Annotated in this window: 20 protein-coding genes and 1 other RNA gene; 11 read left to right on the plus strand and 10 right to left on the minus strand. The window is 58.9% G+C overall.

Features of this window, described 5'->3' with window-relative positions; genetic code table 11:
• Positions 1-14: 14 nt before the first annotated feature.
• Positions 15-2933, minus strand: a complete 2919-nt coding sequence (locus PJW05_RS23045; RefSeq protein ID WP_271409257.1) for an ATP-binding protein — start codon at positions 2931-2933, stop codon at positions 15-17.
• 141 nt (positions 2934-3074) lie between these two features.
• Here PJW05_RS23045 and ssrA point away from each other — a divergent pair.
• Positions 3075-3449: a transfer-messenger RNA gene (gene ssrA / locus PJW05_RS23050) on the plus strand.
• A 185-nt stretch (positions 3450-3634) separates the two neighbouring features.
• A complete protein-coding gene (locus PJW05_RS23055; protein WP_271409258.1) occupies positions 3635-4891 on the plus strand; it encodes an integrase domain-containing protein in 1257 nt (418 codons plus the stop codon).
• 100 nt (positions 4892-4991) lie between these two features.
• On the opposite strand, the gene PJW05_RS26910 is transcribed toward PJW05_RS23055, so the two are convergent.
• The 4 genes from PJW05_RS26910 to PJW05_RS23070 form a co-directional block, all read right to left on the minus strand.
• A complete protein-coding gene (locus PJW05_RS26910; protein WP_368041956.1) occupies positions 4992-5381 on the minus strand; it encodes a Mov34/MPN/PAD-1 family protein in 390 nt (129 codons plus the stop codon).
• A 119-nt stretch (positions 5382-5500) separates the two neighbouring features.
• A complete protein-coding gene (locus PJW05_RS23060; RefSeq protein ID WP_271409259.1) occupies positions 5501-7192 on the minus strand; it encodes a ThiF family adenylyltransferase in 1692 nt (563 codons plus the stop codon).
• Entirely contained in the window at positions 7193-8239 is a 1047-nt protein-coding gene (locus tag PJW05_RS23065) for a cyclic GMP-AMP synthase DncV-like nucleotidyltransferase (RefSeq protein WP_271409260.1), read from the minus strand. It lies immediately after the preceding gene.
• Positions 8240-8251: 12 nt separating this feature from the next.
• A complete protein-coding gene (locus PJW05_RS23070) occupies positions 8252-9355 on the minus strand; it encodes a patatin-like phospholipase family protein (RefSeq protein WP_271409261.1) in 1104 nt (367 codons plus the stop codon).
• A gap of 245 nt (positions 9356-9600) precedes the next feature.
• Between PJW05_RS23070 and PJW05_RS23075 the strand changes: the two genes are divergently transcribed.
• From PJW05_RS23075 to PJW05_RS23105, 7 genes are all read left to right on the plus strand, one after another.
• Entirely contained in the window at positions 9601-9930 is a 330-nt protein-coding gene (locus tag PJW05_RS23075) for a hypothetical protein (protein WP_023094888.1), read from the plus strand.
• 92 nt (positions 9931-10022) lie between these two features.
• Complete coding sequence (locus PJW05_RS23080) at positions 10023-10991, plus strand: DUF932 domain-containing protein (RefSeq protein WP_271409262.1); 969 nt, start codon at positions 10023-10025, stop codon at positions 10989-10991.
• A 75-nt stretch (positions 10992-11066) separates the two neighbouring features.
• Positions 11067-12071, plus strand: a complete 1005-nt coding sequence (locus tag PJW05_RS23085) for a YqaJ viral recombinase family nuclease (protein ID WP_271409263.1) — start codon at positions 11067-11069, stop codon at positions 12069-12071.
• Between the two features lie 91 nt (positions 12072-12162).
• Positions 12163-13113, plus strand: coding sequence for a recombination directionality factor (locus PJW05_RS23090; protein WP_271409264.1), 951 nt, complete (start codon positions 12163-12165; stop codon positions 13111-13113).
• Positions 13085-13582 (plus strand): RadC family protein, encoded by a 498-nt coding sequence (gene radC / locus PJW05_RS23095; protein WP_271409265.1) that lies wholly within the window; start codon positions 13085-13087, stop codon positions 13580-13582. The genes PJW05_RS23090 and radC overlap by 29 nt, the downstream gene beginning before the upstream one ends.
• Before the next feature lie 13 nt (positions 13583-13595).
• Entirely contained in the window at positions 13596-13805 is a 210-nt protein-coding gene (locus PJW05_RS23100) for a hypothetical protein (RefSeq protein ID WP_271409266.1), read from the plus strand.
• A 60-nt stretch (positions 13806-13865) separates the two neighbouring features.
• Positions 13866-14171, plus strand: coding sequence for a hypothetical protein (locus PJW05_RS23105; RefSeq protein ID WP_271409267.1), 306 nt, complete (start codon positions 13866-13868; stop codon positions 14169-14171).
• On the opposite strand, the gene PJW05_RS23110 is transcribed toward PJW05_RS23105, so the two are convergent.
• Positions 14158-14505: a helix-turn-helix domain-containing protein gene (locus PJW05_RS23110; protein WP_061181876.1), complete on the minus strand. Its 348-nt coding sequence runs from the start codon at positions 14503-14505 to the stop codon at positions 14158-14160. The genes PJW05_RS23105 and PJW05_RS23110 overlap by 14 nt on opposite strands.
• Positions 14506-14636: 131 nt before the next feature.
• On the opposite strand from PJW05_RS23110, the gene PJW05_RS23115 reads away from it, so the two are divergent.
• Entirely contained in the window at positions 14637-14990 is a 354-nt protein-coding gene (locus tag PJW05_RS23115) for a hypothetical protein (RefSeq protein ID WP_042929653.1), read from the plus strand.
• A gap of 127 nt (positions 14991-15117) precedes the next feature.
• The gene (locus PJW05_RS23120) at positions 15118-15906 is read left to right on the plus strand and encodes a hypothetical protein (protein WP_271409268.1); all 789 of its coding nucleotides are present in this window, start codon (positions 15118-15120) and stop codon (positions 15904-15906) included.
• Positions 15907-16081: 175 nt separating this feature from the next.
• Here PJW05_RS23120 and PJW05_RS23125 read toward each other — a convergent pair whose 3' ends face one another.
• The 4 genes from PJW05_RS23125 to PJW05_RS23140 all read right to left on the minus strand — a co-directional run bounded on the left by PJW05_RS23125 (position 16082) and on the right by PJW05_RS23140 (position 23048).
• Positions 16082-16852, minus strand: a complete 771-nt coding sequence (locus PJW05_RS23125; RefSeq protein WP_271409269.1) for a nuclease-related domain-containing protein — start codon at positions 16850-16852, stop codon at positions 16082-16084.
• Between the two features lie 101 nt (positions 16853-16953).
• On the minus strand, positions 16954-18138 hold the full coding sequence (locus tag PJW05_RS23130) for a GIY-YIG nuclease family protein (protein WP_271409270.1): 1185 nt from the start codon (positions 18136-18138) through the stop codon (positions 16954-16956).
• The gene (locus tag PJW05_RS23135) at positions 18131-20197 is read right to left on the minus strand and encodes a DEAD/DEAH box helicase (RefSeq protein ID WP_271409271.1); all 2067 of its coding nucleotides are present in this window, start codon (positions 20195-20197) and stop codon (positions 18131-18133) included. The genes PJW05_RS23130 and PJW05_RS23135 overlap by 8 nt, the downstream gene beginning before the upstream one ends.
• Before the next feature lie 106 nt (positions 20198-20303).
• Positions 20304-23048, minus strand: a complete 2745-nt coding sequence (locus tag PJW05_RS23140; RefSeq protein ID WP_271409272.1) for a class I SAM-dependent DNA methyltransferase — start codon at positions 23046-23048, stop codon at positions 20304-20306.
• Positions 23049-23089: the final 41 nt, after the last annotated feature.

The raw sequence follows: 23089 nt of genomic DNA on the forward strand, positions 1-23089 counted from the left end.
CCGGACCCTGAACCTCAGGCCTCCTGCCCCAGTAACGAGAGCGCCATCCGGCGTACCTGCTTCAGGTCCACCGGCTTGCTCAGACAAGCGTCGGCCCCACGCCGGCGTGCTTCGGCCAGGACCTTGTCATCCACCGCCGCACTCACCACCAGCACCGGCGTCATCGCCAGGCGCGGGCTGGAACGCACGAAGTCGAGCACATCCAGGCCATCGCCGTCGGGCAAGTCCAGGTCCAGCAGCAGGAGGGACGGCGTGGAATCCGCCAACATCCCCAGCGCCTTGCCGACCGTGCCTGCGCCGCGCACGTCCGCCATGTCCCGCAGGCCCTCCTGCAGCACCTTGAGGCAGGCGGGGTGGTCCTCCACGCAGAGCACCGTCGGCAGCACCGTCGGCTCCTCCACCTCGGACCTGGCCGGTGCCGGTGGCTCGAAATCATCCCGTTCGTTGACGCTGGGCAGGTCGATCCAGAAGCGACTGCCGATATCCGGCGCGCTACTGAAGCCCATCTCGCCGCCCATCAGCTCCGCCAGCTCGCGGCACAGCACCAGGCCGATGCCTGTGCCGGGAATGGTGGAATTCTCCCGTCCCAAGCGCTGGAAGGGCTGGAACAGCATGGCCTGCTGCTCCTGGCTGAGGCCCGGGCCGCTGTCGGCCACCCACAGGCGCACGGCAGCCGGACGGACTTCGTAGCCCATACTCACCATCCCCTGCGGACTGTTGTACTTCACCGCGTTGGACAGCAGGTTCAGCACCACCTGACGCAGGCGCCGGGCATCGGCCATCACATGCAGGGACGGCACCGGCGGCGGCATCAGTTGCAACTGCAGGCGGCGGGCCTGCAGCTCCGGCTGGATCAGCTCGCCGCAACTGGCCAGCAGCGGCCCGACATCCACCGGCTTGAGCTGCAGCTTCTGACGGCGGTTCTCGATACTCGACAGGTCGAGGATGTCATCCACCAGCGAGGTGAGGTGGCGGCTGGCATTGACGATTTCCTGGGCGTAGTCGCCCTCCACTTTGCGTTCTTCCTGGCCCTCAGCCTCCAGGGCGATCAGCTGCGCGAAACCGTTGATGGCGTTCAGCGGCGTGCGCAGTTCGTGGCTCATGCTGGACAGGAAGCGGCTCTTGGCCTGGCTTGCCGCCTGGGCCTCGCGGCTGGCGACGCGCAGCTCTTCCTCCACCTGCTTGAGCCGGGTGATGTCCACGTGGGTGCCGGCCACGCGCAGCGCGCGACCGTCGGAATCGCGCTCCAGCACCTTGCCGCGGCTGAGCAGCCAGGAATAGCGGCCTTCGACGTCGGCGAAACGGTATTCGGCATCGAAATTGTCCTGGTCGCTGACCGAGAACAGCATCCGCAGGCGACGCACCCGCTCCACGTCGTCCGGGTGCACGCGGTCGTTGAATTCGGCGAAGGTGATGCTGTCGCTGCGCAGCCCGAAGCGTTTGACGAAGCGCCCGCTCATCTTGATCGTCAGGGTGATCGCATCCACTTCCCAGAGGCTTTCCGTGGTGCTTTCCAGCACCAGGTCGAGATTGCGTCGGGCCTCCAGCCGCTCCTCCTCGCTGGCCTGCAACTGCGCCCCGCTGAGCTGCACGGCTTCGGCCAGCGCCTGCAGCTCGGCGATGCGGCTGCTGGGCGCCGGCGGCCGGAAGTCACCCTGGCCGATGCGTTTCATCATGCCCATGATCGACACCATGGGCGTAGCCAACTCGCCGCTGAGGCGCCGCGAGCGCGCCCACATCCAGGCGAAGAACAGCGCATAGAAGAAGCCCAGCCCGGCGATCAGCATGTAGCCGATCTGCTGGTAGCGCTCGGCGAGGCGATTGGTTTCCTTGAAGATATTGGCCTCGTCCACCACCATCATCAGCCGCCAGCCGGTCTGCGGAATCTCGCTCCAGGCCACCAGTTGCTTGCGGCCGCGCAGCACCACCTCCTGCACATTGCCCTTGCCGGCAGCCATGGCCTCCAGCAACGGCTGCATCTCGCGATGGCGCGTCAGGTTGAAATCCTCGGGCTTGAGCACCTCGCGGCGCACCGCCTCGTCGTAGGAGAAGCGCGTCAGCTCGCGCAGGCCGAAGTCGCGCTCGCCCGCCTCCGGCAACGCCATGATGCTGTGGTCGCGGCTCACCAGCATCGCGTAGCCCTGCCACGGCACCTTCAGGCTGCCGATCTCGGCGAGCATCTGCCCCACGGTGATATCCAGGCCCACCACCCCTTCGAGGAAGTCGCCGCGGTACACCGGGGTAATGGCCGACATCATCCAGCCGAGGCCCGCCGGGTCGAGGTAGACATCGGTCCAGACCGTCTTGCGCTGCGGGTTGTGCTTGGCGTCGGCGAGGTAATAGAAGTTGTAGTTGGGTATCACCATGTCATGGGGATACTGCTCGGGCGTCATGAAAAAGGGATAGATGCGGTTGTAGCTGTCCCAACTGTTGAAATACACCGCCGCCACCAGCGGGTTGGCCTCGCGAATGGAGCGCATCAGCGGATCGACCTGGGACAGGCGCAGGGCCTTCTCGTGGTCCTGCTTTTCCACCGGCGTACTGCTGGCATAGAAGGACGCGGCGCGGCCATCGTCGGTGCGGGTGTAGTAGACGCCATCGGAACTCAGCACATGGCGCTGGCGCTCCAGCTCATCGGGCTGGAAGCTGCGGTCCTGCAGGGCCCGGCCCACCGAATCGCGGAACAGCCGCGTGGGCACTTCGATGCCCTGCAGGCGCATATCGATCACCTTGCCCTCGCGCAGCACCGCGCTGCTCAGGTCCTCCAGCGCGCTCTGCTGCAGGTAGTCCACCTGGGCATCGCGAATTGCGCCGTTGGTCAACAGATACGCCGTGATCAGCACCGATTCGACCAGAATCAGCGGGATCAGGGCACTCTGTACGAAGGCGCGCCAGATCCACTGGCGCAGGGGGGTTCGGGCAGAACGCGGCATGGCGACGTCTCGGCTCAAAGGTCTTCCTGACAATAGCCTGCAATCATATAGCAAGCACCCATGACATTAGGCCAAAACCTTGGTCGACGCTGGCGGCCCTTCTGCTGTACACTGCGCACCGTTGTACACCCTGCAGTTCTTGGGGCCGATTAGGATTCGACGCCGGTAACAAAACTCTAGGGGCATGCCGAGCTGGTAGCAGACCTCGTAAATTAGCTGCTGCAAACTATTAGTTGCCAACGACGACAACTACGGGGCGGCCCTCGCGGCCTAACCCTTCTGGCGGCTTCGGCTGCCAGCAGTCATGAGGGGATGCCTGTAAACCCGAAATGACTGTCAGATAGAACAGGATCGCCGCCAAGTTCGCTGTAGACGTAACGGCTAAAACTTATACAGCTCGCTCTGAGCACCCTGCCAGTCGGGCCGCAAAGAGCTAACTCAGTAGACTTGGCTAAGCATGTAGTCCCGAAAGCGGAGAGCTGGCGGACGGGGGTTCAAATCCCCCCGGCTCCACCAAATAATCATCTAAAGACGTCCTCGGACGTCTTTTTTTGTGCCTGAAACCCAGTAAATACGAGGCCTACAGCGTCATCACGATCCGATAGCGTCCAGCGGGATCCATGAGATTCGGTATTCCAAGTGGTATTCCAAGCCATCCGCTGGTAATTTTTGGAATACCGAAACCGTTCTTGGAATACCCCATGTGCGCCCAAGCCACCCGCCTCTCGGACCTCAAGGTCAAAGCCGCCAAGCCTCAAGAGAAGGACTATGTCCTGAGCGATGGTGACGGCCTGCAGATGCGAGTGAGAAGCAATGGCTCCAAGCTCTGGAACTTCAACTACCGGCACCCGGTGACGAAGAACCGGATCAACATGGGCCTCGGGACCTTCCCCGAAGTTTCATTGGCGCAAGCCCGCAAGCGCACTGTTGAGGCACGTGAGCTCCTCGCCCACGGTATCGATCCCAAAGAGAAACGGGACGCCGTGCAGCAAGCCAAGAAAGCAGCGACTGAACACACCTTCCAGAATGTGGCGACGTCTTGGTATGAGCTGAAAAAGGATGCGGTTACACAAGCCTACGCCGAGGACATCTGGCGCTCCCTCACGCTGCACGTCTTCCCCGACTTGGGCACCACTCCGATCTCCGCCATCAACGCTCCCAAGGTCATCAACCTGCTCCGGCCACTTGAAACCAAGGGCAGCCTGGAAACCGTTAAACGGCTGACACAGCGACTCAACGAGATCATGACCTACGGGGTCAACTCGGGGCTGATTCATGCGAACCCGCTCAGCGGGATTCGCTCCGTTTTCAAGAAGCCAAAGAAAAAGAACATGGCGGCGCTCCCCCCCGATGAGCTGAAAGAGCTCATGGTGGCGATCGCCAATGCCAGCATCAAAAGAACAACTCGTTGCCTGATCGAATGGCAGCTTCACACCATGACTCGGCCAGCCGAGGCAGCAACTGCTCGCTGGGCGGACATCGACATCGAGAAGAAGACCTGGACGATTCCCGCTGAACGCATGAAGAAACGCCGTACTCATATCGTCCCGCTCACGGAACAGGCTCTCGCGCTCCTGGAGGCGATCAAGCCCTACAGTGGACACCGGGAATATGTGTTCCCTGCAGACCGGAACCCACGCACCCACTGCAATAGTCAGACCGCCAACATGGCGCTAAAACGCATGGGCTTCGAAGGGCGCCTGGTCAGCCACGGCATGCGCTCGATGGCAAGCACCATCCTCAACGAGCATGGCTGGGATCCAGAATTGATTGAGGTGGCGCTTGCCCACGTAGATAAAGACGAAGTCCGTAGCGCCTACAACCGGGCGGACTACATCGAGCGCAGACGGCCGATGATGAGTTGGTGGAGCGAGCACATTCAGGAGGCAGCTACTGGCAACCTGTCGGTGTCAGCTATCAAAGAGAATCGGGATAGAAAAGTCGTTTCGATACGCTGATCAACGGGCTACTACCAACCAAGAGCAGTCATCGAACCCCCAGGCCCTACTAGCTAGGCAGCGGTACTAAAACTGAGGGTAGATCAACCGTGATCTACTCCTAGCCCCTGGCCGGCATCAATGCCCAGTGGATAACGCGAGTAAGCGACACTGTCCATAACCCAAGCCCGGCACATCCCTTGGAACGGCCAACAATTAGCATCAACAGGGCATCGGTATTCAGCTTGGAGCCCGAGAGAATCTTGCGCATGGCAGCATCATCTAGATTGGACGCACCGGGTCGATCTTCGGCGTGCGTGTGCCACTCCCCCAGGTAGATCAGCCCCCTCTCACTTTGCTGTTCAATTGCCCGCTGAGCTGCTGCGGGATCAGACCGGTAGCGGTATCGACTACGTTCATCTCCAGGATATGGCCCCGAGGCAGCAAGGACATGCACCCTATCTGGCAAAATAGTCCCGAATAGCTGTCCGCCAGCCTCCTTTGCCCACATTGCAGCCTGGCGATGGCTGCGGACATGGTCGAGCACCACGGGGGTTATCAAGATATCTTGACCCACGCCCTCTAATCGCCCCAGAACACCACCAGCAGCACCATCCTCTCGAAGCCCACTCACCACGCGTACTCTTGAACAGTATTGGCCTTGTCGAAAGCCGCTCTGAGCGTGCCCCCTAGGGGCTCTACACGCTCCCGGCTTCCCATCCAGACTCTTCGGCAGGAGTTCGGGACTCGCCCCAATAAAGCGTCCAAGGCCAGCCCTGCAGCCATGCCAATTGTAGGATGCAGATCCACAGCACCATGCGGCTGGAAAACATTCCCACATCCTGCCTCGACGACGATCGCCCCCGATTCATCCGGCCAGTCAGTGAGCCGAAAAGACGGGCGTTCATCAACGTCGAATTGAGACATTAGCCTTTCAGGACCGTATAGCAACACAGCATGCCCAGCCATCGCGTAGGCCTCCGCCCAGGCACTCAAGTATGCAGGGGGACAGGGCAGTGAAGCGCGCCACGCATCGAGAGCCGCCTCGCCCTCCAAATCGAGACCTGCGGCAATGATCAGATCCGCATCTGCGATTCTGGCTAAGTGCTGAACTGGAAGCCGCTCAAAGCGAGATGGATACGCGTGGTCGAATGTCAAATGAGGAAACTTGCGAGCCAAAGCCCTGGCGAGTCCTGTCACTTTGTCAACACGCAGGCTATCTACTCCAAGAAAATGGCGAGACGCATTGGCCGAGTGAATCTCATCACCATCCACAAATATCAGCTCACCCACCCCCGCCTGGGCAAGAAGATTGGCAACGGCCGATCCAATAGCGCCGCACCCCACCACCACCACCCGCCGGCGGTTGAGCTCAAGGAAGTCCGAAGAATGGTCCCGGCCATGTATCCAGGGTCCATCCACTCTATTAACCACGACACGTTCGATGGCACGCCCCTTGAACCACCCTCTGATGCGGTCACCCGGCACATGTGTGATGTTACGAAACCCTCTTGTGAGAGCATCTATAGCCCCGCTCTTGTAGATAACGGCCACAAAGGCGGGCCCAGTCGGAGTATGAGCCTCAAGAATGAACAACGGTCTGCGCCCGGGCACCAAGCTTCGCCTCAGCACGTCATCCGTGAGCTCTTGTACCAAGTCCCCCCCTGAGCGTGGGAATTGTGCGGGAGTCAATGGACGGGACAGTTTCAGGAGGGTCGCAGGCAGAATGTCCTTGTCACCAGCATTTACCCCGCAATTGCGGAGCCAGTCCTTGAGCTGCGTCTTATCGTCAGCAACCACGCACTTCCCCGCACGATAATCAAAGTACTGATAGATCGTTCGGGCCTCCCCGCCCGGCTTAAGCAAACTCAGGATCTGTGGGCTGCTACTAGCGCTGACTGCCTGCTGCGCCCAATACGCCAAAAACTCCCTTTCGAACTCTGCCTGACACTCGGCTGCCGAGTAGGTAAGCAGCTCTAAGGCATCAGCAAGGTGCACCCCAATGCGATCAGCCACATCAGCAAACAGGGAGGTCGGACGCAGGCACAATAGGCCGAAGCGCTCCACATGTGGCCACCGAAAATCGCTGCCAGCACCTGGCGCAAACACCCGCGGTTGTGAGTTGGGGAAAGCAGCATCAATAACGAAGAGCAAGTGGTCCACACCGGCAATGCTCACCTCTCCCGCCTGCAAATCAACCCGCCACCCTGAACGAAACGCCCACAGGAAATCGGCCGAAAGCTCTTGGGCAGTCAGGCGACGCCATGTATCCGGCCTGCACTCCTGCAGGCCGCGCTCGACGAGATCAAATGGAGACGCCACTCAGCCGAACCTACCACCGCCGTCATTGCGACGAGCAGTCTCAACTGAAGTCACCGATAGCGCTGCGGTTGAGGCTTTCGACCGCCCCTCGTCGCCGTCATCAGGTTGGTCCGTGAAGAACGACGTATCGAATACCTCATCCCACGCCTCTCGTGCCTCCTTACGAGCGCAGTCATGCTTGTCCAATACCTTGAGAGTATCTAGTGCCTCCCCCAAGCAATCCCTGAAGAACTCGACCTGACCATCGCCGGCCTCAGCAATGTTGCTCGTCACTACAGGGTGCTTAATTTCGGTCGACCACAGCAGCTTGCTGTGAATCTTCTTCCAGGTCTCCCTGAGCGACACGTCATCACGTTCAGCTTTGCTGACGAAGTGGTCGACGACCAGCTTGGTAATCGCGATGCCGCTGGTGGTTTTGGATTTCCACTTGGCCCTGCGTGCGAATTTCTTGCTGAGCTTCGTCACCCGGCGCATTTGGCTGCCGTCCGCCTCACCGGCATTGAGCTCGCCAACCAAACCGTTGAACCACCGAGTTACTGCTCGCGCATCCGACTCAACCCACTCATCACCGCTGGCCAACTCAAAGCGCTCCTCCTCCTTTCCGAAGAGGTTCGTGGCCTTCACGATACGATATACCGGCACATCAATGTGATAACCCTCGGCGTATACCTGCCGCACACAATTTCTTTTGACTGTTGCCTCTTGCTTGAATCGACCATCCCACTTCAAGGCATTGCAGACACGTTGGCGGGCAGCCTTGGGAGCTAGAGGCTCTCCGTCGTCATCAGTCAAATCTTCCGAGCGAAAGTAAGCCCCATCATCGATGTCATAGTCGTTGTCATTATCCTGAACCATCGTTCGCATCTGGTAGGAGCCTTGTGACCGAATCTCTTTGGGCTGCGGCTTCTCGGCAGTATCCAGCCCATTTTTCAGACGCGTCCGCCCTGCATCCCGCCGCTTACGCATGTCACCCTGCTGCGCGCTGGATAGCGTGACCTTCTCACGATGAAAGTTGGTCATCTCGCCGTGGCAATCGATGTCGGCCATTTTTATCTCCGGTCAGCTGTTGGCGGAATGTGGCGTGGCTGCTGCAATTGCAGCCTGGAAAGCTTGCATATGAGGATCACGGGCACATGCCGCCCAGGCGTAGTCCACATCAGAGATCGCCTGTCGGGCAAGCGCGTTCAGCACTTTCGGTCTGGCATCGTCCATGTTCGCCAAGTAATTCCTCAACTCGTTCGATGGGCATTGGGCCGGTAGACGGAAAGCAAAGCTTCCATCGCCTCGAAGCTGAGCCATCTTGTTCGCCAAGTAGTCGTAGCCCACAGCTTGAGCATTCAGGCTGGCTTCCATGGCCTTAATACCGAACATCCAACCGAAGGCGTTCCGATTCAAGGAACCTGAGCTGACCTCCTCTCCACCCTGAGAGGGAAGAGTCCCCAGCATGAACAAATGGATAGGGCGTGCCTCTTTTCGATCACTCAGAATCTCAACAGCCTCCATCATTCCGAGCATTCCTGGGTTGTTTGCCCAAAGACCTCCATCAACATATGTGGCCGGGGTAGCTCCGGCGCCTCCCGGCTCTTCGAGCATGGCCATGGAGCGAAGAATCGGCGCGGCAGTAGTAGCCATGCAGATATCAACAAGCTTGCGTGTATTGTCTCGACCATTGAGGCGGGAAAGATGCTGCGTCTTGAAGACCACTGCAGCATGACGATTGAGATCGACCGTTGGGATCGCCAGCGCAATGCCGCGGCCTCGATAAACGCTGTCCACCGTGCGCTCACCGAGCGTCTCCTCCAACGCGGAGCGAAGAGCATCATTGCCCTTCTTCAGGCCGAGCCCTAGAAGCCTGATTGCGTAGCCAGGCAGCGTCTTAGTGCGGAGCCACTGATAGGGGAATATTCTGGGTCCGTTTTCATAGTACAAAGACTGGACCCGCTGTAACGGGACACCAGCAACTAAGGCGCAAGCTACTATGCCACCAGTGCTGGTCCCGACGATGAGGTCGAATGCACTGCCGACATCCAACAAATTACCCACCGTGTCAGCTCGGTTCCGAAGCCGATCCGCGTAGGTTGCAAGGTAGGCAGCTTGGTAAACCCCTCGCATGCCCCCACCATCTAGACATAAAACCCTGAAAGGCTTTTGTTCCTCTTCCATGGTGTCTCCCCCTGATAGCCTTTTGCCCTAGATGGGGTTGTACAGCTGCCATTCAAGTACTTTTCTTCAGTTTTTTTGTGCCGCTGCTTGCCCTACAGGGAGCAGCTACTCACCGCTGCCTACTTTCAACCAGTTCCTGCTGATTGTGCCAACAGCTGAAAAATCGGCCATTGAGACCAAAACGATTCGAAAAAATCTCAGCCCTACATGACTGCAATGACATCAGCACCAAGGAGGTTAGCCCCATGTCATTGCAGTGCCCTCGCTGTCACTCCCCCAAAGTCGCTTCCTTCCATCACGCCATGAAAGTCGGCGCCGCCATCGGCACCGTGGGTGGTGTTGCGCGCGGCGTCAGCGCTGCCCTGGCAGGTGGCCAGGCTGGCGCAGCTATCGGCGCATTCGCCGGCCCTGTCGGTATCACCCTCGGCTCCGTGTCGGGCGCCATCCTCGGCGGCCTGGCCGGCGGCGTAGGTGGTTGCGCACTCGGTGCTCAGCTGGGTGAGTCGCTCGACCGCCACGTCCTGGCCCACAACCTCTGCCTGCTCTGCGGTCATCGCTTCAATCTGCCGGCCTGATCGCCCCCACACCCTTCTCATTTCAATCGTCCGGTCGGTGCTGCGCCGTGCGCAGCGCTTTATGCCGGCTTACATCCAAAGGAATCACTCTCATGGCACATCTCGTCGAAACCATGGCCTACGCTGGCGCTACCCCGTGGCATGGCTTGGGCAATCAGCTCACTCCGAAACAACCCATCGAAGTCTGGCAGCGCGAAGCCGGCATGGACTGGCAGATTCTGGAAAGCCCGGTGCATTTCAAATCGGACGCCGTCGGCCACCTGGGCGCGATCCATTCGTTCCCCGAGCAAAAGGTGCTCTTCCGCTCAGACACCAAGGCACCACTCTCGGTGGTCTCGCAGCGCTACCACACCGTGCAGCCAAGGGAAGTGCTCGAGTTTTACCGAGACCTCACCGAAGTCTCCGGCTACGAGCTGGAAACCGCTGGCGTGCTCAAGGGCGGGCGCAAGTTCTGGGCACTGGCGCGTACCGGGCAGGGTGCTGCGCTCAAGGGCAACGACCAGGTCAACGGCTATCTGCTGTTGGCGACGTCCTGCGACGGCACCCTGGCCACCACGGCAACGCCGACCACCGTGCGGGTAGTCTGCAACAACACCCTGACCATCGCACTGGACGGCACCAGCCGCGCGATCAAGGTGCCGCACAACACCCGCTTCGATCCGAAAGCGGTGAAGAAGCAGCTCGGCATTGCCGTCTCCCAGTGGGACGACTTCATGTACCGCATGCGTGCGCTGGCTGAACGCAAGGTGCTGTGGCATGAGGCCCTGGGCTTCTTTATGTCCGTGATGTGCGAGACCAGCCCGACCGGCGCTCTGCCGGAGCAACTGCCCAACGAGCGCGCCCTGCGCAAGGTTCAGGAGCTTTACGAAGGCCGTGGTCGCGGTAGCCAGCTGGACTCGGCACGCGGCACCGCCTGGGGCCTGCTCAACGCCGTCACCGAGTACGTCGACCACGAGCGCCGCGCCCGTAGCAACGAGTACCGCATGGACTCGGCCTGGTTCGGCCAGGGCGCGCAGATCAAGCAACGTGCCCTGGATGCCGCGCTGCAGCTCGCCGCTTAACCCTCACTCACATCAACCCTCGCGCCCGGTCAGCCTTGTGCTGGTCGGGCGTTTTTATGTCTGCAGGTGAATACCATGAAAGCAACGTCATTGAACGGCAGCACCAGCAAGAAACGCCCTGCCCTGCGCCTGGTCAGCACCAAGGAGCTGCCGCGCGAGGACTGGCTGCAGATCCGCAAGCAAGGCATCGGCAGTTCGGATGCCGCGGCGGCCGTGGGCCTGAATCCCTATAAGTCGCAGCTGGAACTGTGGCTGGAGAAGAGCGGTCGTGATTCCGGCATGCCCAAGGCCGATCCCCACGATGAGGAAAGCCCGATGTACTGGGGCAACGTCCTGGAGCCCATCGTGGCCTGGCATTACAGCAAACGCACCAAGCACAAGGTCCGCCGCATCAACGCCGTGCTGCAGCATCCCGATCCCCAGCTGCCCTGGATGCTCGCCAACATCGACCGCGAGGTGATCGGGGCCGACGATGTGCAAATTCTCGAATGCAAGACGGCCGGCATAAACGGCGCACGCCTCTGGAAGGAAGGCGTTCCGGAGTATGTGCAGTTACAGGTAATGCATCAGCTCGCCGTCACCGGTAAGCAGGCTGCGGATGTCGCCGTGCTGCTCGGTGGCCAGACGCTGGAGATCCACCGTATAGAACGCGACGAGCAGATGATCGCGCGCCTGATCGAGCTGGAACGCAAGTTCTGGCATTACGTGGAGACCGACATACCACCGCCGGCCGATGGCACCGCTTCCGCCGAAGCGGCCCTGCGCTGCCTCTATCCGGAGGACAACGGCCAGGTCGTCGACTTCAGCAACCAAGCCGGACTGGCCGCTGCCTTCATCGAGCTCAAGGCCGTTCGCCAGTCGATTGCCGACAAGGAAAAGCGCGAGGCCGAGCTCAAGCAGATGCTGCAGCGGGCCATGGGCGATGCCAGCCGGGCGGAGTTCTCCAGCGGCTACGTCAGCTGGCGCAAGGCCAAGGACAGCATCGGTCTCGATGTCGCTCAGCTGCTCCAGGACAAGCCCTACCTGCAGGCCAAGTACCCGCTGCTGAAACCCGGTGCGCGGCGTTTCCTAGTCGGCTGATTTCCGCCTCCATCACCCCTTCCCTCCCCTTGGCCAGGCCATGCAGTTCGCGCTGCATGGCTGGCCTTTTTTTATATCCAGGAGAACCACCATGCTGAAAGGTCTCGCGCTCATCCCTCCTGCGCTCGGTCGCATCTCCATCGGCAAGATCGTCGAGAAGAACGGCAAGCGCCTGCCGGAGAAGGATGACCAGTTCACCATCACCACCCAGGTGCAAGGCAAGGACGGCTGGCTGCTGCACCCGCTCAACGACGAGCTGCGTCCGGGCAAGGAGGACAAGCTACGCAGTATCCCGGTGCGCCTGCTGTTCAACGAACCCGAGCTGAATTTCCGAGCCGACTACACGCTTTTCGACCGGCAATCGGGGCGGCCGGTTTGCGTCGGCAATGGCGAAACCTGCAAGCGAGTCACCCAGGACGGCATGCAGTCGTTGCCCTGCCCTTCGCCGGATGCCTGCCCGCTCGCCAAAGGCGGTGCCTGCAAGCCCTATGGCCGACTGAATGTGGTCATTGGTGATGAGGATCTGCTGGGCAGCTTTGTGTTTCGTACCACCGGCTTCAACAGCATCCGCACCCTGGCTGCTCGACTGCATTACTTCCAGGCTATCTCGGGTAACCGCCTGGCCTGTCTACCACTGGCGCTGCGTCTGCGTGGAAAGTCCACCCGGCAAAGCCATGGCACGCCGATCTTCTACGTCGACCTGACGGTACGCGGCGGTATGGACATGGCCGAGGCGCTGCAGGCCGCCAACGAGCTCGATGCGCAGCGGCAAGCGGCAGGTTTCGATCAGGCCGCGCTGGATGAAGCCGCGCAGCGTGGCTTCGGCAATGGCGCCTTCGAGGACAGCGAGGAAGACGCTGGCGCCGTCGCCGAGGAGTTCTACCCCGCCGAGGAAAGCCCATCTCCAGCCACCAACACTCCCCAGCGTTCTGCGAAAACCAGCCTGGCCGAGAAGCTGGACGCGCAAGCCCAGCGCCATATCCCACCGACTGATAACCATCAAGGAGCCCAGCATGCGCCTGCACAAGCTGAAGGCCAGTGAATCGACCGGCATCTACCTGGTCGAGTCGCCGGTCACTGAAACCGACATCCTGCTGATGGCTCGGCAGTTGGCGAATCTGCGTCTGCGTCGGGGGCGAGCACTGACCTCACCGAAGGAAGTGTTCAGCCACCTGCAGGCGCTGCTGGGCGATTACGAGCATGAGGTATTCGCCCTGCTTCTGCTCGACAGCGGGCACCGGGTGATCGTCTTTCACGAACTGTTCCGGGGCACCCTGGACAGCGCCAGCGTCTATCCCCGGGAAGTCGTCAAGGCTGCCCTTGAGCACAACGCCGCGGCAACCGTACTGGTCCACAACCACCCTTCAGGTGATCCGGAACCCAGCCAAGCGGATCTCACCCTGACCCACAAACTGCGGGAGGCCCTGAACCTGGTCGGGGTACGAACCCTGGACCATATCGTGGTGGGCCACGAGGGCTGCGTATCGCTGGCGGAACAGGGCTACCTGTAAGGAGAACACGACGATGAAGCTACTACGGATCTTTGCCGCCGTATTCATGTTCGCCGGCATCCTCGCGGGCTGCCTGGCCCTTCTGCTGCTGGTGCTTCTGATGATGCGGTTTCCGCCACTGCTGATCGCCGTACTGCTGGCGTGCTGGATTTTCTGCCGCCTCGTGAACGCATTGGCACCCGGAACAGCCGCGGCAGATTCCGCCACTGCACCACCGAAATAATCACTACCCCTGAGCCGCCAGGCATGCACTGGCCGCCTCAACTCAATAGGGAGCATGACGATGAACAGACGGTGTCTGATCTGCGACTCCAGCGCCGTGCTGACACGGGACGCCGCCAAAGGGCTGACCCTGCTGACCGGGTTGCTCAATGGCGCAATCAAGGGCGCTCAGCGCCCACATGAGGGGAGCGGCCAGGCCGCTCTTCTCAACGGCCTGGCAGCAGTCGTACCCGCTTGCCCGGAGGCGCGAAAGGCGGCAGAGGATGTCGCGCGGTTTCACTTCGCCGGCTTCGACTGCCTGTGCCTGCGCTGCGGCGCCTTGTTCGACGAGACGGCAGAAAGTCAGGAGGGTCTTAGCCCCGGCTGAGGCGCTCCACCAGACGCTCTACAAACTCCAGCACCAGCGCACGATCGTCCGAGTTCAGCATGGACAGCAGCCCCTGCAGTCGACGCGCCTGATCCTCTGGGCGCGAGCTTCCCTCGGTCAGCAGGTCGGCGGTCTCACAGCCGAAGACAGCCGCCAGTTCAATCAGACGTTCGACATTGGGCATGACGACCCCACGCTCGATGCGTGAAACGGCCTCACTACCAATCCCCAAGCGCTCCGCGACCTGTTCCTGACTCAGCTTGCAACGCACTCGCTGGCGAGCAATCGCTTGGCCCACGACTTCCGCCAACTGCTTTGAATCGCTTTTCGACATGCCACCCCTCCAGATCAACTCGGATGGTTGGGCATCAACCTGTTGACATGAAGGACTTCACAAACCGAGACTCAACCCAAAAGGTCGATATTCAACTTTTCCTCCAACTCCAAGCAGGGAGCACAGAACAGATGCACGTCATCACCGGACTGAACGAAGCGCAGATCGAAAGTCTCGTGCGCAGCAAAGCGTCCTTCGAGATCAACGGCCTCAGAGGCAATTTCACGGAAGGCATCAAATTAGTCGAAACCAAGATCGAAAGCGCGGGAATGAAATGCCGTGTCATCAGCGATTTGAAAGGTGCAGCTATGCGCGGTGGAGCACTTGGGGCGGCGGCCACTGTGATGTCAGCACCAGCGACACTCACCCTGGCTGCACTGACCATTGCAGCAGGTGTCGGCCACGCTCTCGCCACCTACAACCCCGATTACGAAATCATCAAGGACTACGTGAACAAACGGCTCAAGGTGCTCTACAAGAAATAGCCCTTCAATCCAGAGCTACCAACAGCGAAGAGTTTCGTTTCACAGCAGGCGAGCCCTGCTGCGCCAATGGTCGTTCAACAGCCGGATCCTTTCGCTCTCGCAAGAAATCACAGACTGGAGTTACCTCATGAAACGGATACTCAGCATCCTGCTACTAGCCTTCTGCGTCAACGTCAGCGCCGCTGTCGACTACACGTGGACGAGTCTCGCCATTCCCGACGAGACATCCACTAGCGGTCTCCCAGAAGCAATTCCATGCATTACCCAGAAAGCCCCTGACGGAAAGCCGCTGCTACGGTGCACGTGGCTAGAAATGTCCCGCGACGTGCTCATCTGGGATGCTCAGCGCCAGCAGGATGTGCGTTATCGCAACCAAGTGAGCGGTACGTGCCTGCGCGGTAAGTGCCGGACTAGCAATGCCATCGTGGGCGAGTGGAACCAGGATGGGTTCTTCCTACTCTCCATCTGGTATCGCATCGGTATCAGTTCCGACGGTAAGGCGGTCGCCTATCGCATCGATACCTCGCGCCAGGTGTCCTACGCCGAGGCAGGTACGCTCCTGTACCAGTTCTATCTGGATATTGGCGTCCCTGATGATCATCTGGTGCCGACGTTCGATGGGCGCTATGAAGGCGGCTATGTAGCGTGGCAGACACAGAGAGGAGGAGTTCAAGCTGGGGCCTCGCCATCGTCTGGCCCCTCAGATCAATCTGAATGGCCGGAAGTTACATCCGCCTGGTGCAATCCGCGCATGGATGACGAGTGCTACATCAATAACCAGAGGGTACCCGTGGCAGACCTTGGTAAGTGGTTGCCTGCCGTTGCTGAATCGAACATCGATCAGATCGGCGGGTACTGCGAGACCATCCTCTGTTTTGATAAGGACAATCAGCCTGCCGGTTACCTACTGCAGTAACGGACCTGAGTTCCACTGGATCAATCAACACACTGAACCACCGCTGCTACCTCACTCACCGGCATTGGCCGCACTACCAACAGAGGGAGCCCCAAGCTCCCTCTTTTTTTGCCCTCAAATGGCGCAATGGCGTGGTGTTCTGAAGGCGATGCCGGCTAGGACACTCAACAGCCGACTACAGACTCTGCATCACTCGACACTTGGGAAACGCCGAACAGCCCCAGAATTGTTGCCCTGCTTTCGGGCCGGACTTCACAGTGCGGATCAGCAGGACGCTGCCACATTTCGGGCATTTCCGCTCTGCTGTTGGATCACTCCGACGCTTGAGGTTGTGCACGTGCTCGCGGTGGGTGGCGAGAGTGGGGGCGCGGCGGCCAGTTTGCATGGCCTGCACCATGGTTTCGACTTCAGTCTGGCTGAATATCGGCTGCTGAAACGACTTGATGTAGCGGATAAAACCAATTCCCTGGGTCACGTTGGCCGGCACCTCGGTTTTGAACGTGCTGCCGCCGACAAAGGTAATCACCGAGTGCAGGTACTCAGGGCTGACGCCCAGAGTGGCTTCAAGCGCTTTGAGATGCTTGTAGTTCTGCCGCAACGGATTCTGGAATTTGAAAGTGCGTTTGTAGAGCTTCTGCGTCCACTGCGCCTGCTTCTCGCTGCCGAAGATCCAGCCGCTCATGTTCTTCGTTTCTAGCACGAAGATGCCGTAGGGCGAGAGGAATACGTGGTCGATTTGGGTGGTGCCGTCTGGAGTGTTCAGGGTGACGTTGTGCAGGCCACGGTAGATTTGCTTGTCCAGTTGCCAGTGAGCGAACAGGCGTACCAGGAGCTCGCCAATATGGCCCTTGGCCCAGGGCGACTTGAGTAGGCCAATCAGCAGCATCAGCGGGATTAGCCAACTGACGGTACTCCAGACCTGGGCGATGATGGGGGTGAAGTCCATTTCTTAACCTTCGGCGATCCTGAATCTGCCGGATCTTACCCAAACAAACCTCAACAGAGGATAAGGCGCGCGGTTTATTGGCCTCGCGCCCTGTAGCACAGCTATCCCTGCGTGATGAGTCGAGCTGATTGCGGGTCGTACGCCACGCCAGTGATTGAGCCATCACGAATACGCTCCACTGCTTCGTCAATCACGTGCAGCGGCACCAGGAACCACTCTCTGGGCTTGACCGGGTTGCCAAAGCGGTCGGGAATGGTCAGCTCTATTTGCGCAGGGCTGAACAGCCGGTGGAATAAGTTTTCCATCCGTGCGCGATTGATGTTGTGCAGCTTGTAGGTGGCCACAACCTCAACTTCCGCCAATAGGTAGGTGGCGTCCTTGTCAGCGCCGGCGATGCGTGTTTCCACCTTGCCGCCCGTGACGCCAATTTTGTGGATCAGCTCTCGATGCTCAGCTACGAATGGATGGGTTGAATGGCTACGCAGCACGTAAATAGTGCCGCTCTCGATGTCGTCCGGCTCCAGTGCTTCGCCAAACAGAGGACCAGCACCCGCATCGGTAATCCGCCGGCCGGCATCATCCTTGTACAGTGCGCGTTGCAAGGATCTTCGCAGTAGATTGCTCTCTGTACCGTTGGAGTAGATCACCCTCAAGCGGGCATCGCTCTCACCATTCGGGGCCTTAATGGGCTCACCGACTTCGGCCACATAAACCGTCTGTCCGCCAAGGATGAAGAACTGTCCTTCCTCGATGCTGGCATCCCGGATGAAGGTGCGAGTCACACGGCTGCCTGACTGCAGCTCACGCTGTACCAGCTCAAAAAGCGGCTGGAAGCGCTCGAAGTCCTCGCAACGATCGCGCTGGGCAATCTCCTCGGCCTCACGCTTCTCAGCATTGCTGCGAACGTGGCGCAGATTCTGGATATCAGCACCATCATCGTCCCCAGCCAATTCCGCCAACAGCTCATCGTCCGTCATGGAGTAGTCGCCTTGCGGCTCCCGTACCTCGATGGCATTTAGCAGGCCCTGATAGTCCATTGGTTGCAGCAGCACGCGGCATTCTTCTTGTTCGCGCAGGCGATCCAGACGCACGGCATACAGGCGCTCGAAGATATCCTTATCGTCGCCGTGGCGCGGCGCGCGGCCGTGCAGCTCAACGAAGCGTTGGATATCCTCGAAGCCGGCGATGATGCGCTCCTCGCGAGGAGTGAGACCGGCCTTCTTGTCTGAAGTGGCGAAATCGGAAAGCTCCGCTTCCAGCTCATCCAGATCGAATTCGTTAGCCATAACGGCCCTCTTTCTTGAAACGCATAAAGGCTGCAGCGCCTTCCGCCATGCTCCGCTCCCAAGGGTCTTGAGCTGTCAGGGAAGGCACTCGGCCATGATCCTTCTTGAACTTTACTGCCCGGACGGCGAGATCTTTGGCCTCTTCTGGCGTCAGACGGGTGCGCTTGGCACCGATTACCGCAGCGACCTGCTTGAGACTTTCCTCGCTCATGGTCTTGGCCAGAATGGCATATGCCTCGCTGAACGGATTGATCCGGTCGATCAAGTCGATATCCAGCTCGCGCACATCCATCGCAAACTTGCGCACGCCATCAATCAGAGCCGTACTTGGGGCACCATTCCCCCCGGTAAGCGTACTTTGTGGATCATCGCCCAATACCAATTGCTTGGCTTGCTGGGTCAAGTTCAGGGCAGCAATGGCGTGCTGGCGAACGGCCTCCTGATCCTCGGCATCCAGCTCCGGATACTTGTCGCGAATGATCTTGCCCATGCGCAGTTGGGTCAGCTCTTCGGGAACCAGCTCTTCATCGAACAGGCCACGCTCGATGTTGGTCTTGTCCTGTACGAAGCTGGCAATGACCTCGTTCAGGTCTTCCTGGCAGATACGGTTGGCTTCAGTGCTCTTGGGTTCGGCCAGGCCTTTGATTTCGATCTGCAGATGGCCGGTTTCGTGGTTGAAGCCCACATTGCACTTGTCCGGCTGATAGCCTGCGTCTCCGTAGTCAAAGCCTTCCTGAGGCCCACTGGTGGGGGTCTTCGGCTTGAACTCGAAGCGCGGTGCCAGAACCTGTTCCATCAAGAGGCTGGCAGCAATTGCCTTGAGCGTATCGTTCACGGCCTCAGCCACCACCTTCTCGCTAGCATCCGGCTCGGCGATGAGGTTGGTGAAGCGCGCCCGAGCCTTGCCTGGGGCATCGCGGGTCGCTCGTCCGATGATCTGCACAATCTCGGTCAGACTGGAGCGGTAACCCACTGTGAGTGCATGCTCACACCAGATCCAGTCGAAGCCCTCTTTGGCCATGCCCAGTGCGATGATGATATCGACATGGTCGCGGTTGTTCTTCTGGCTCGGATCTTTCAAAGCTGCCGCGACTTTGTCGCGCTTGGCCGGGTCGTCATCCACCAGGTCGGCAATACGGAGTAAGCGTCCATTGGCGGTCTTCACAAGTTGGAAGCCTGTCACCGGGTCGGTGCCTTGCCACTCACCGAGCTCTTCGATGATGTGCTCGACCTCCCGGATCTTGTCTTTGGTGCTCTCGCGGGAGTTCACGTTCGGGATGTGGAGGATGGTTTTTTCGCTATGGTCGAGCACCTTCAGGATGTCGTCGGAGTATGCGCCCGAGTAGAAGTAGTAACCAATGTCTAGCTTCTTCAGGTGCTCGTAGCCGTTGAGCTGTTCGTAGTAGGTGTAAGTCACGGTATCGAAGCGAGCTTCATCGGTCGGCGCCAGTACGGCCTCGGCATCACCTCGGAAGTAGGAGCCGGTCATGGCGACGATGTGCACCTTGTCGCGAGCGATGAATTGGCCCAGGTGGGTGCCCAGTTTATTGTCCGGATTGGCGGAAACATGGTGGAACTCATCCACGGCGATCAGCCGGTCATCGAAGGCCGCCACACCAAATTTATCCACTGCGAAACGGAACGTGGCATGGGTACAGACCAGGACCTGGTCGCTGCTTTCCAGGAATGCGCCCACCGCATTGACCTTGCCGCCATCGTCGGTGCCTGGTGCATCACACAGATTCCAGCGAGGCTCTACATGCCAGTCGGCCCAGAAGCCATAGCGGCTAAGGGGTTCGTCGTGGAAGCTCGATCCAATCGACTTTTCCGGCACCACGATGATGGCCTGCTTGATGTCCTGGTGGGCCAGCTTGTCCAGGGCGATGAACATCAAGGCCCGGCTTTTACCGGACGCAGGAGGCGACTTGATCAGTAGATACTGCTCGCCGCGTCGCTCGTAGGCGCGCTCCTGCATCGGGCGCATGCCCAGCTCGTTGGCCTTGGTGGAGCATCCGTTCTGGGCATAGGAAACGGACACAGAGGGAACGGTTTGGGTCATGACTACGCTTCCATTCAGGGCTACTTGCCCGCGTTTTTAAGGATGTGTTCAACGCGCAGATGCAATCGCGTCTGGCCATCCTCCGAACTATAAAGAATCAGGTCTGTCATCGCTTACCCTTCCCTGGCTTTTGATTGGCCGTCATCTCGGTATACAGCTCGAACAGCTTCTCCAGGCGCTCGGTGTCGTTCTTGAAGCGCCGACCGATGTAGATGCGTTCCAGAACTTCATCGTTACGGTCGTGAGCTTCACGAAGGTCTGCGGGCATTTTTTCTGGGTCATAGAGCTCCGCGATGCTGGTGGGGAAGTGGGCCTCTCGGGCAAGAAGGATGTCCTCTGCGCAGCGGGTAAGGTCAGCCTTATTTTTTTCTGTGAGGTTAGGAACTGGGAACGTGTTCCAGCCCAGGGTGTTTGAATATCGATAGCGAGTTTCTAGCTTGCCGCAGACGGTGGCAATCCAGACCAAATGAATACGCGAAGATATAAGCGCCATATTCCAGAGGGGGGCGTCATAAATGGCATATGCCTGATTAGTGGTTCCCGTCCGTCCCGGAAGGAGTGCTGCGGGCAAAAACTCGCGCGTTTCAGAGCTAATAGTAGGTGCCAGGATCGTTATTCGTTCAGCGATATTCCGATCGCGGTACTGGTGTGGGCGATTAACTAGCGCGTTGTAACTTGGGTCTGGGCTATTTTCTCGGGTTCTCCGAACACCATCAATTCTCGCTCGAATAAATTCACTGCTCAAAGCAAGCTCTAGATCGCCATCATCTATCCAGAGGCAGTATCGCTGTAATCCTCGTATAAACTCTTGTGCACCAAAGAGGGGAATGATGATGCGATCAAGTTCTGGGTTGTTTCTTAAGAGCATGTCTCTCTCTTGCATGCTCAAAGTCAAAAAATTCCCATCCCCGGGGAGATTTCCGTAACGCATCTTACCAAGGGAAGAAATTGGATTAGTGCTCGGTACTACAACCTCAACGTGGGAGCTAGATAGGTATGCATTAATTCTTGAGACTTCCTGTCGCTGTGTCTCGTCAAATAGAATCTTTTGAGCTCTTGGCCGGCCTATCCCAAGGATTACACAGGTCACCCCTGCATTATTGGAGGCGTTGTTGCTCCAACGAAAAGAGCGATGCGCAAAGTTTATTTCCAGGCCTTTTGAGAATAAGTGCGGCCAATAGATGGGGATTTGTGTGCCTTGTGAAACTGAGTTTGTGGTTACAAAGGCAAACTCACCACGCGCCTCACGAACATACTCAGATGCCTTCTCGATCCAGCAGAATACGTAATCAAGGGATGCGCTTGATTTTACTTTTTTTCCAAGGACGAGCTTTATCTCTTCTTTTTGTTGTTTGGTTTGATTTCGCCGACCGATATAGGGAGGATTTCCGCATATATAAGTTTCTCCGCCCTCATTCTCAAAATCAATCTGAGCTTGGTCAAGCGGGCTACCAAATAGGTCGTCGGCGTGCAGCTTTACGCTGGTTCCAGTGGGCGGGCATACGCTGAGCCAGTCCAGCTGCAGAGCATTTCCGCTGGTAATCCAGTTCTGATTACTCAGCGGAAGAAACTCCAACAAAGCCTCCTTTTGACCCCGATAGAGCACGTCGCACTGGTACTCGGCAATGATCAGTGCCAAGCGGGCAATTTCGGCAGAGAAGTCCCTAAGCTCAATACCCCTAAAGTTGGTGAGGGGAATGTCGCTCTTGCGACCTGGCTCACCGCGCCGTTCATTAATTTTATTTTCGATCTCGCGCAGCTGCTTATAGGCAATTACCAGGAAATTGCCCGAGCCGCAGGCCGGATCAAATACACGAATCCGTGCCAAGCGCTTGCGCAGGTTGAGCAGCATGCGTGGGTTGTCACCTGCCTCTTCCAGCTTGGCGCGTAGCTCGTCAAGAAACAGTGGATTCAGCACCTTGAGGATATTGGGCACGCTGGTGTAGTGCATGCCCAGGGCGCCGCGCTCTTCGTCATCGGCCACGGCCTGGATCATGGAACCGAAGATGTCGGGGTTAACCTGTTTCCAGTCCAGTGCGCCGATATGCAGTAGGTAGCTGCGGGCAATTTTGGAAAAGCGCGGTACGTCTGGCTCGCCAGAGAACAGCCCGCCGTTAACGTAGGGGAAAGCGTCCGCCCAGCGCGGCAGGTTTGCCGAAGCACGCTGGGAAATCGGTGTATTCATGGCGCGGAAGATTTCGCCCATCACTTCATGCAGGTTGCTGGCATCCCGGTCGCTCATTTGCGCGAGAGTGTCGGTAAACAAGCCAGTTCCGTTGAAGATGTCGGTGTCTTCTGCGAAGAAGCAGAAGATCAGCCGTGCCATGAAGTGGTTCATTTCATGGCGGCGCTCGGCGGTGCCCCAGGTCGGGTTGTCCTTGAGCAGCTCCACATAGAGCCGGTTCAGACGGCTGGTGGCGCGGATATCGAAGGAGTTTTCGCGGATCTGCTTGACCGTGGAAATGCCCGCCAACTGCAGGAAGAAGCCAAAGTGATCAGGGAAGTCCGGATAGGCGCAGGCGACGGTTTCGCCGCTTTCTAGCTCCTCGGCCTCCAGTGTCTCCCCATCAGTAGCGAGCACGTACTTGACCTTGGCCCGAGCTGTGGCCGGACTAGCTTTGAGGGCAGCCAGCGTCTCAGTGACCTTGCCGGCCCCACACACCGCCAGGTGGATATTGCTGGTTTGCAGCACACCGCCCAGATCGGACTTATTGGTTGCCCCCGAACGCAGACGCTTGAGGGTGGTTTCCTTGTTGCCGAAGGCCTGCAGGAAGGCATAGGGGAACTCGACCCGGTCAAATGGCTGGCTGGCCAGGTCGGTAATGGCTTGTTCGATTTCTACGGCGTTCATGAGATGAGGCTATCCCGGTCGCTACTGCGAAAAAGCGGCAA

Source organism: Pseudomonas sp. Q1-7, assembly GCF_028010285.1.
Taxonomy (GTDB): Bacteria; Pseudomonadota; Gammaproteobacteria; order Pseudomonadales; family Pseudomonadaceae; genus Metapseudomonas.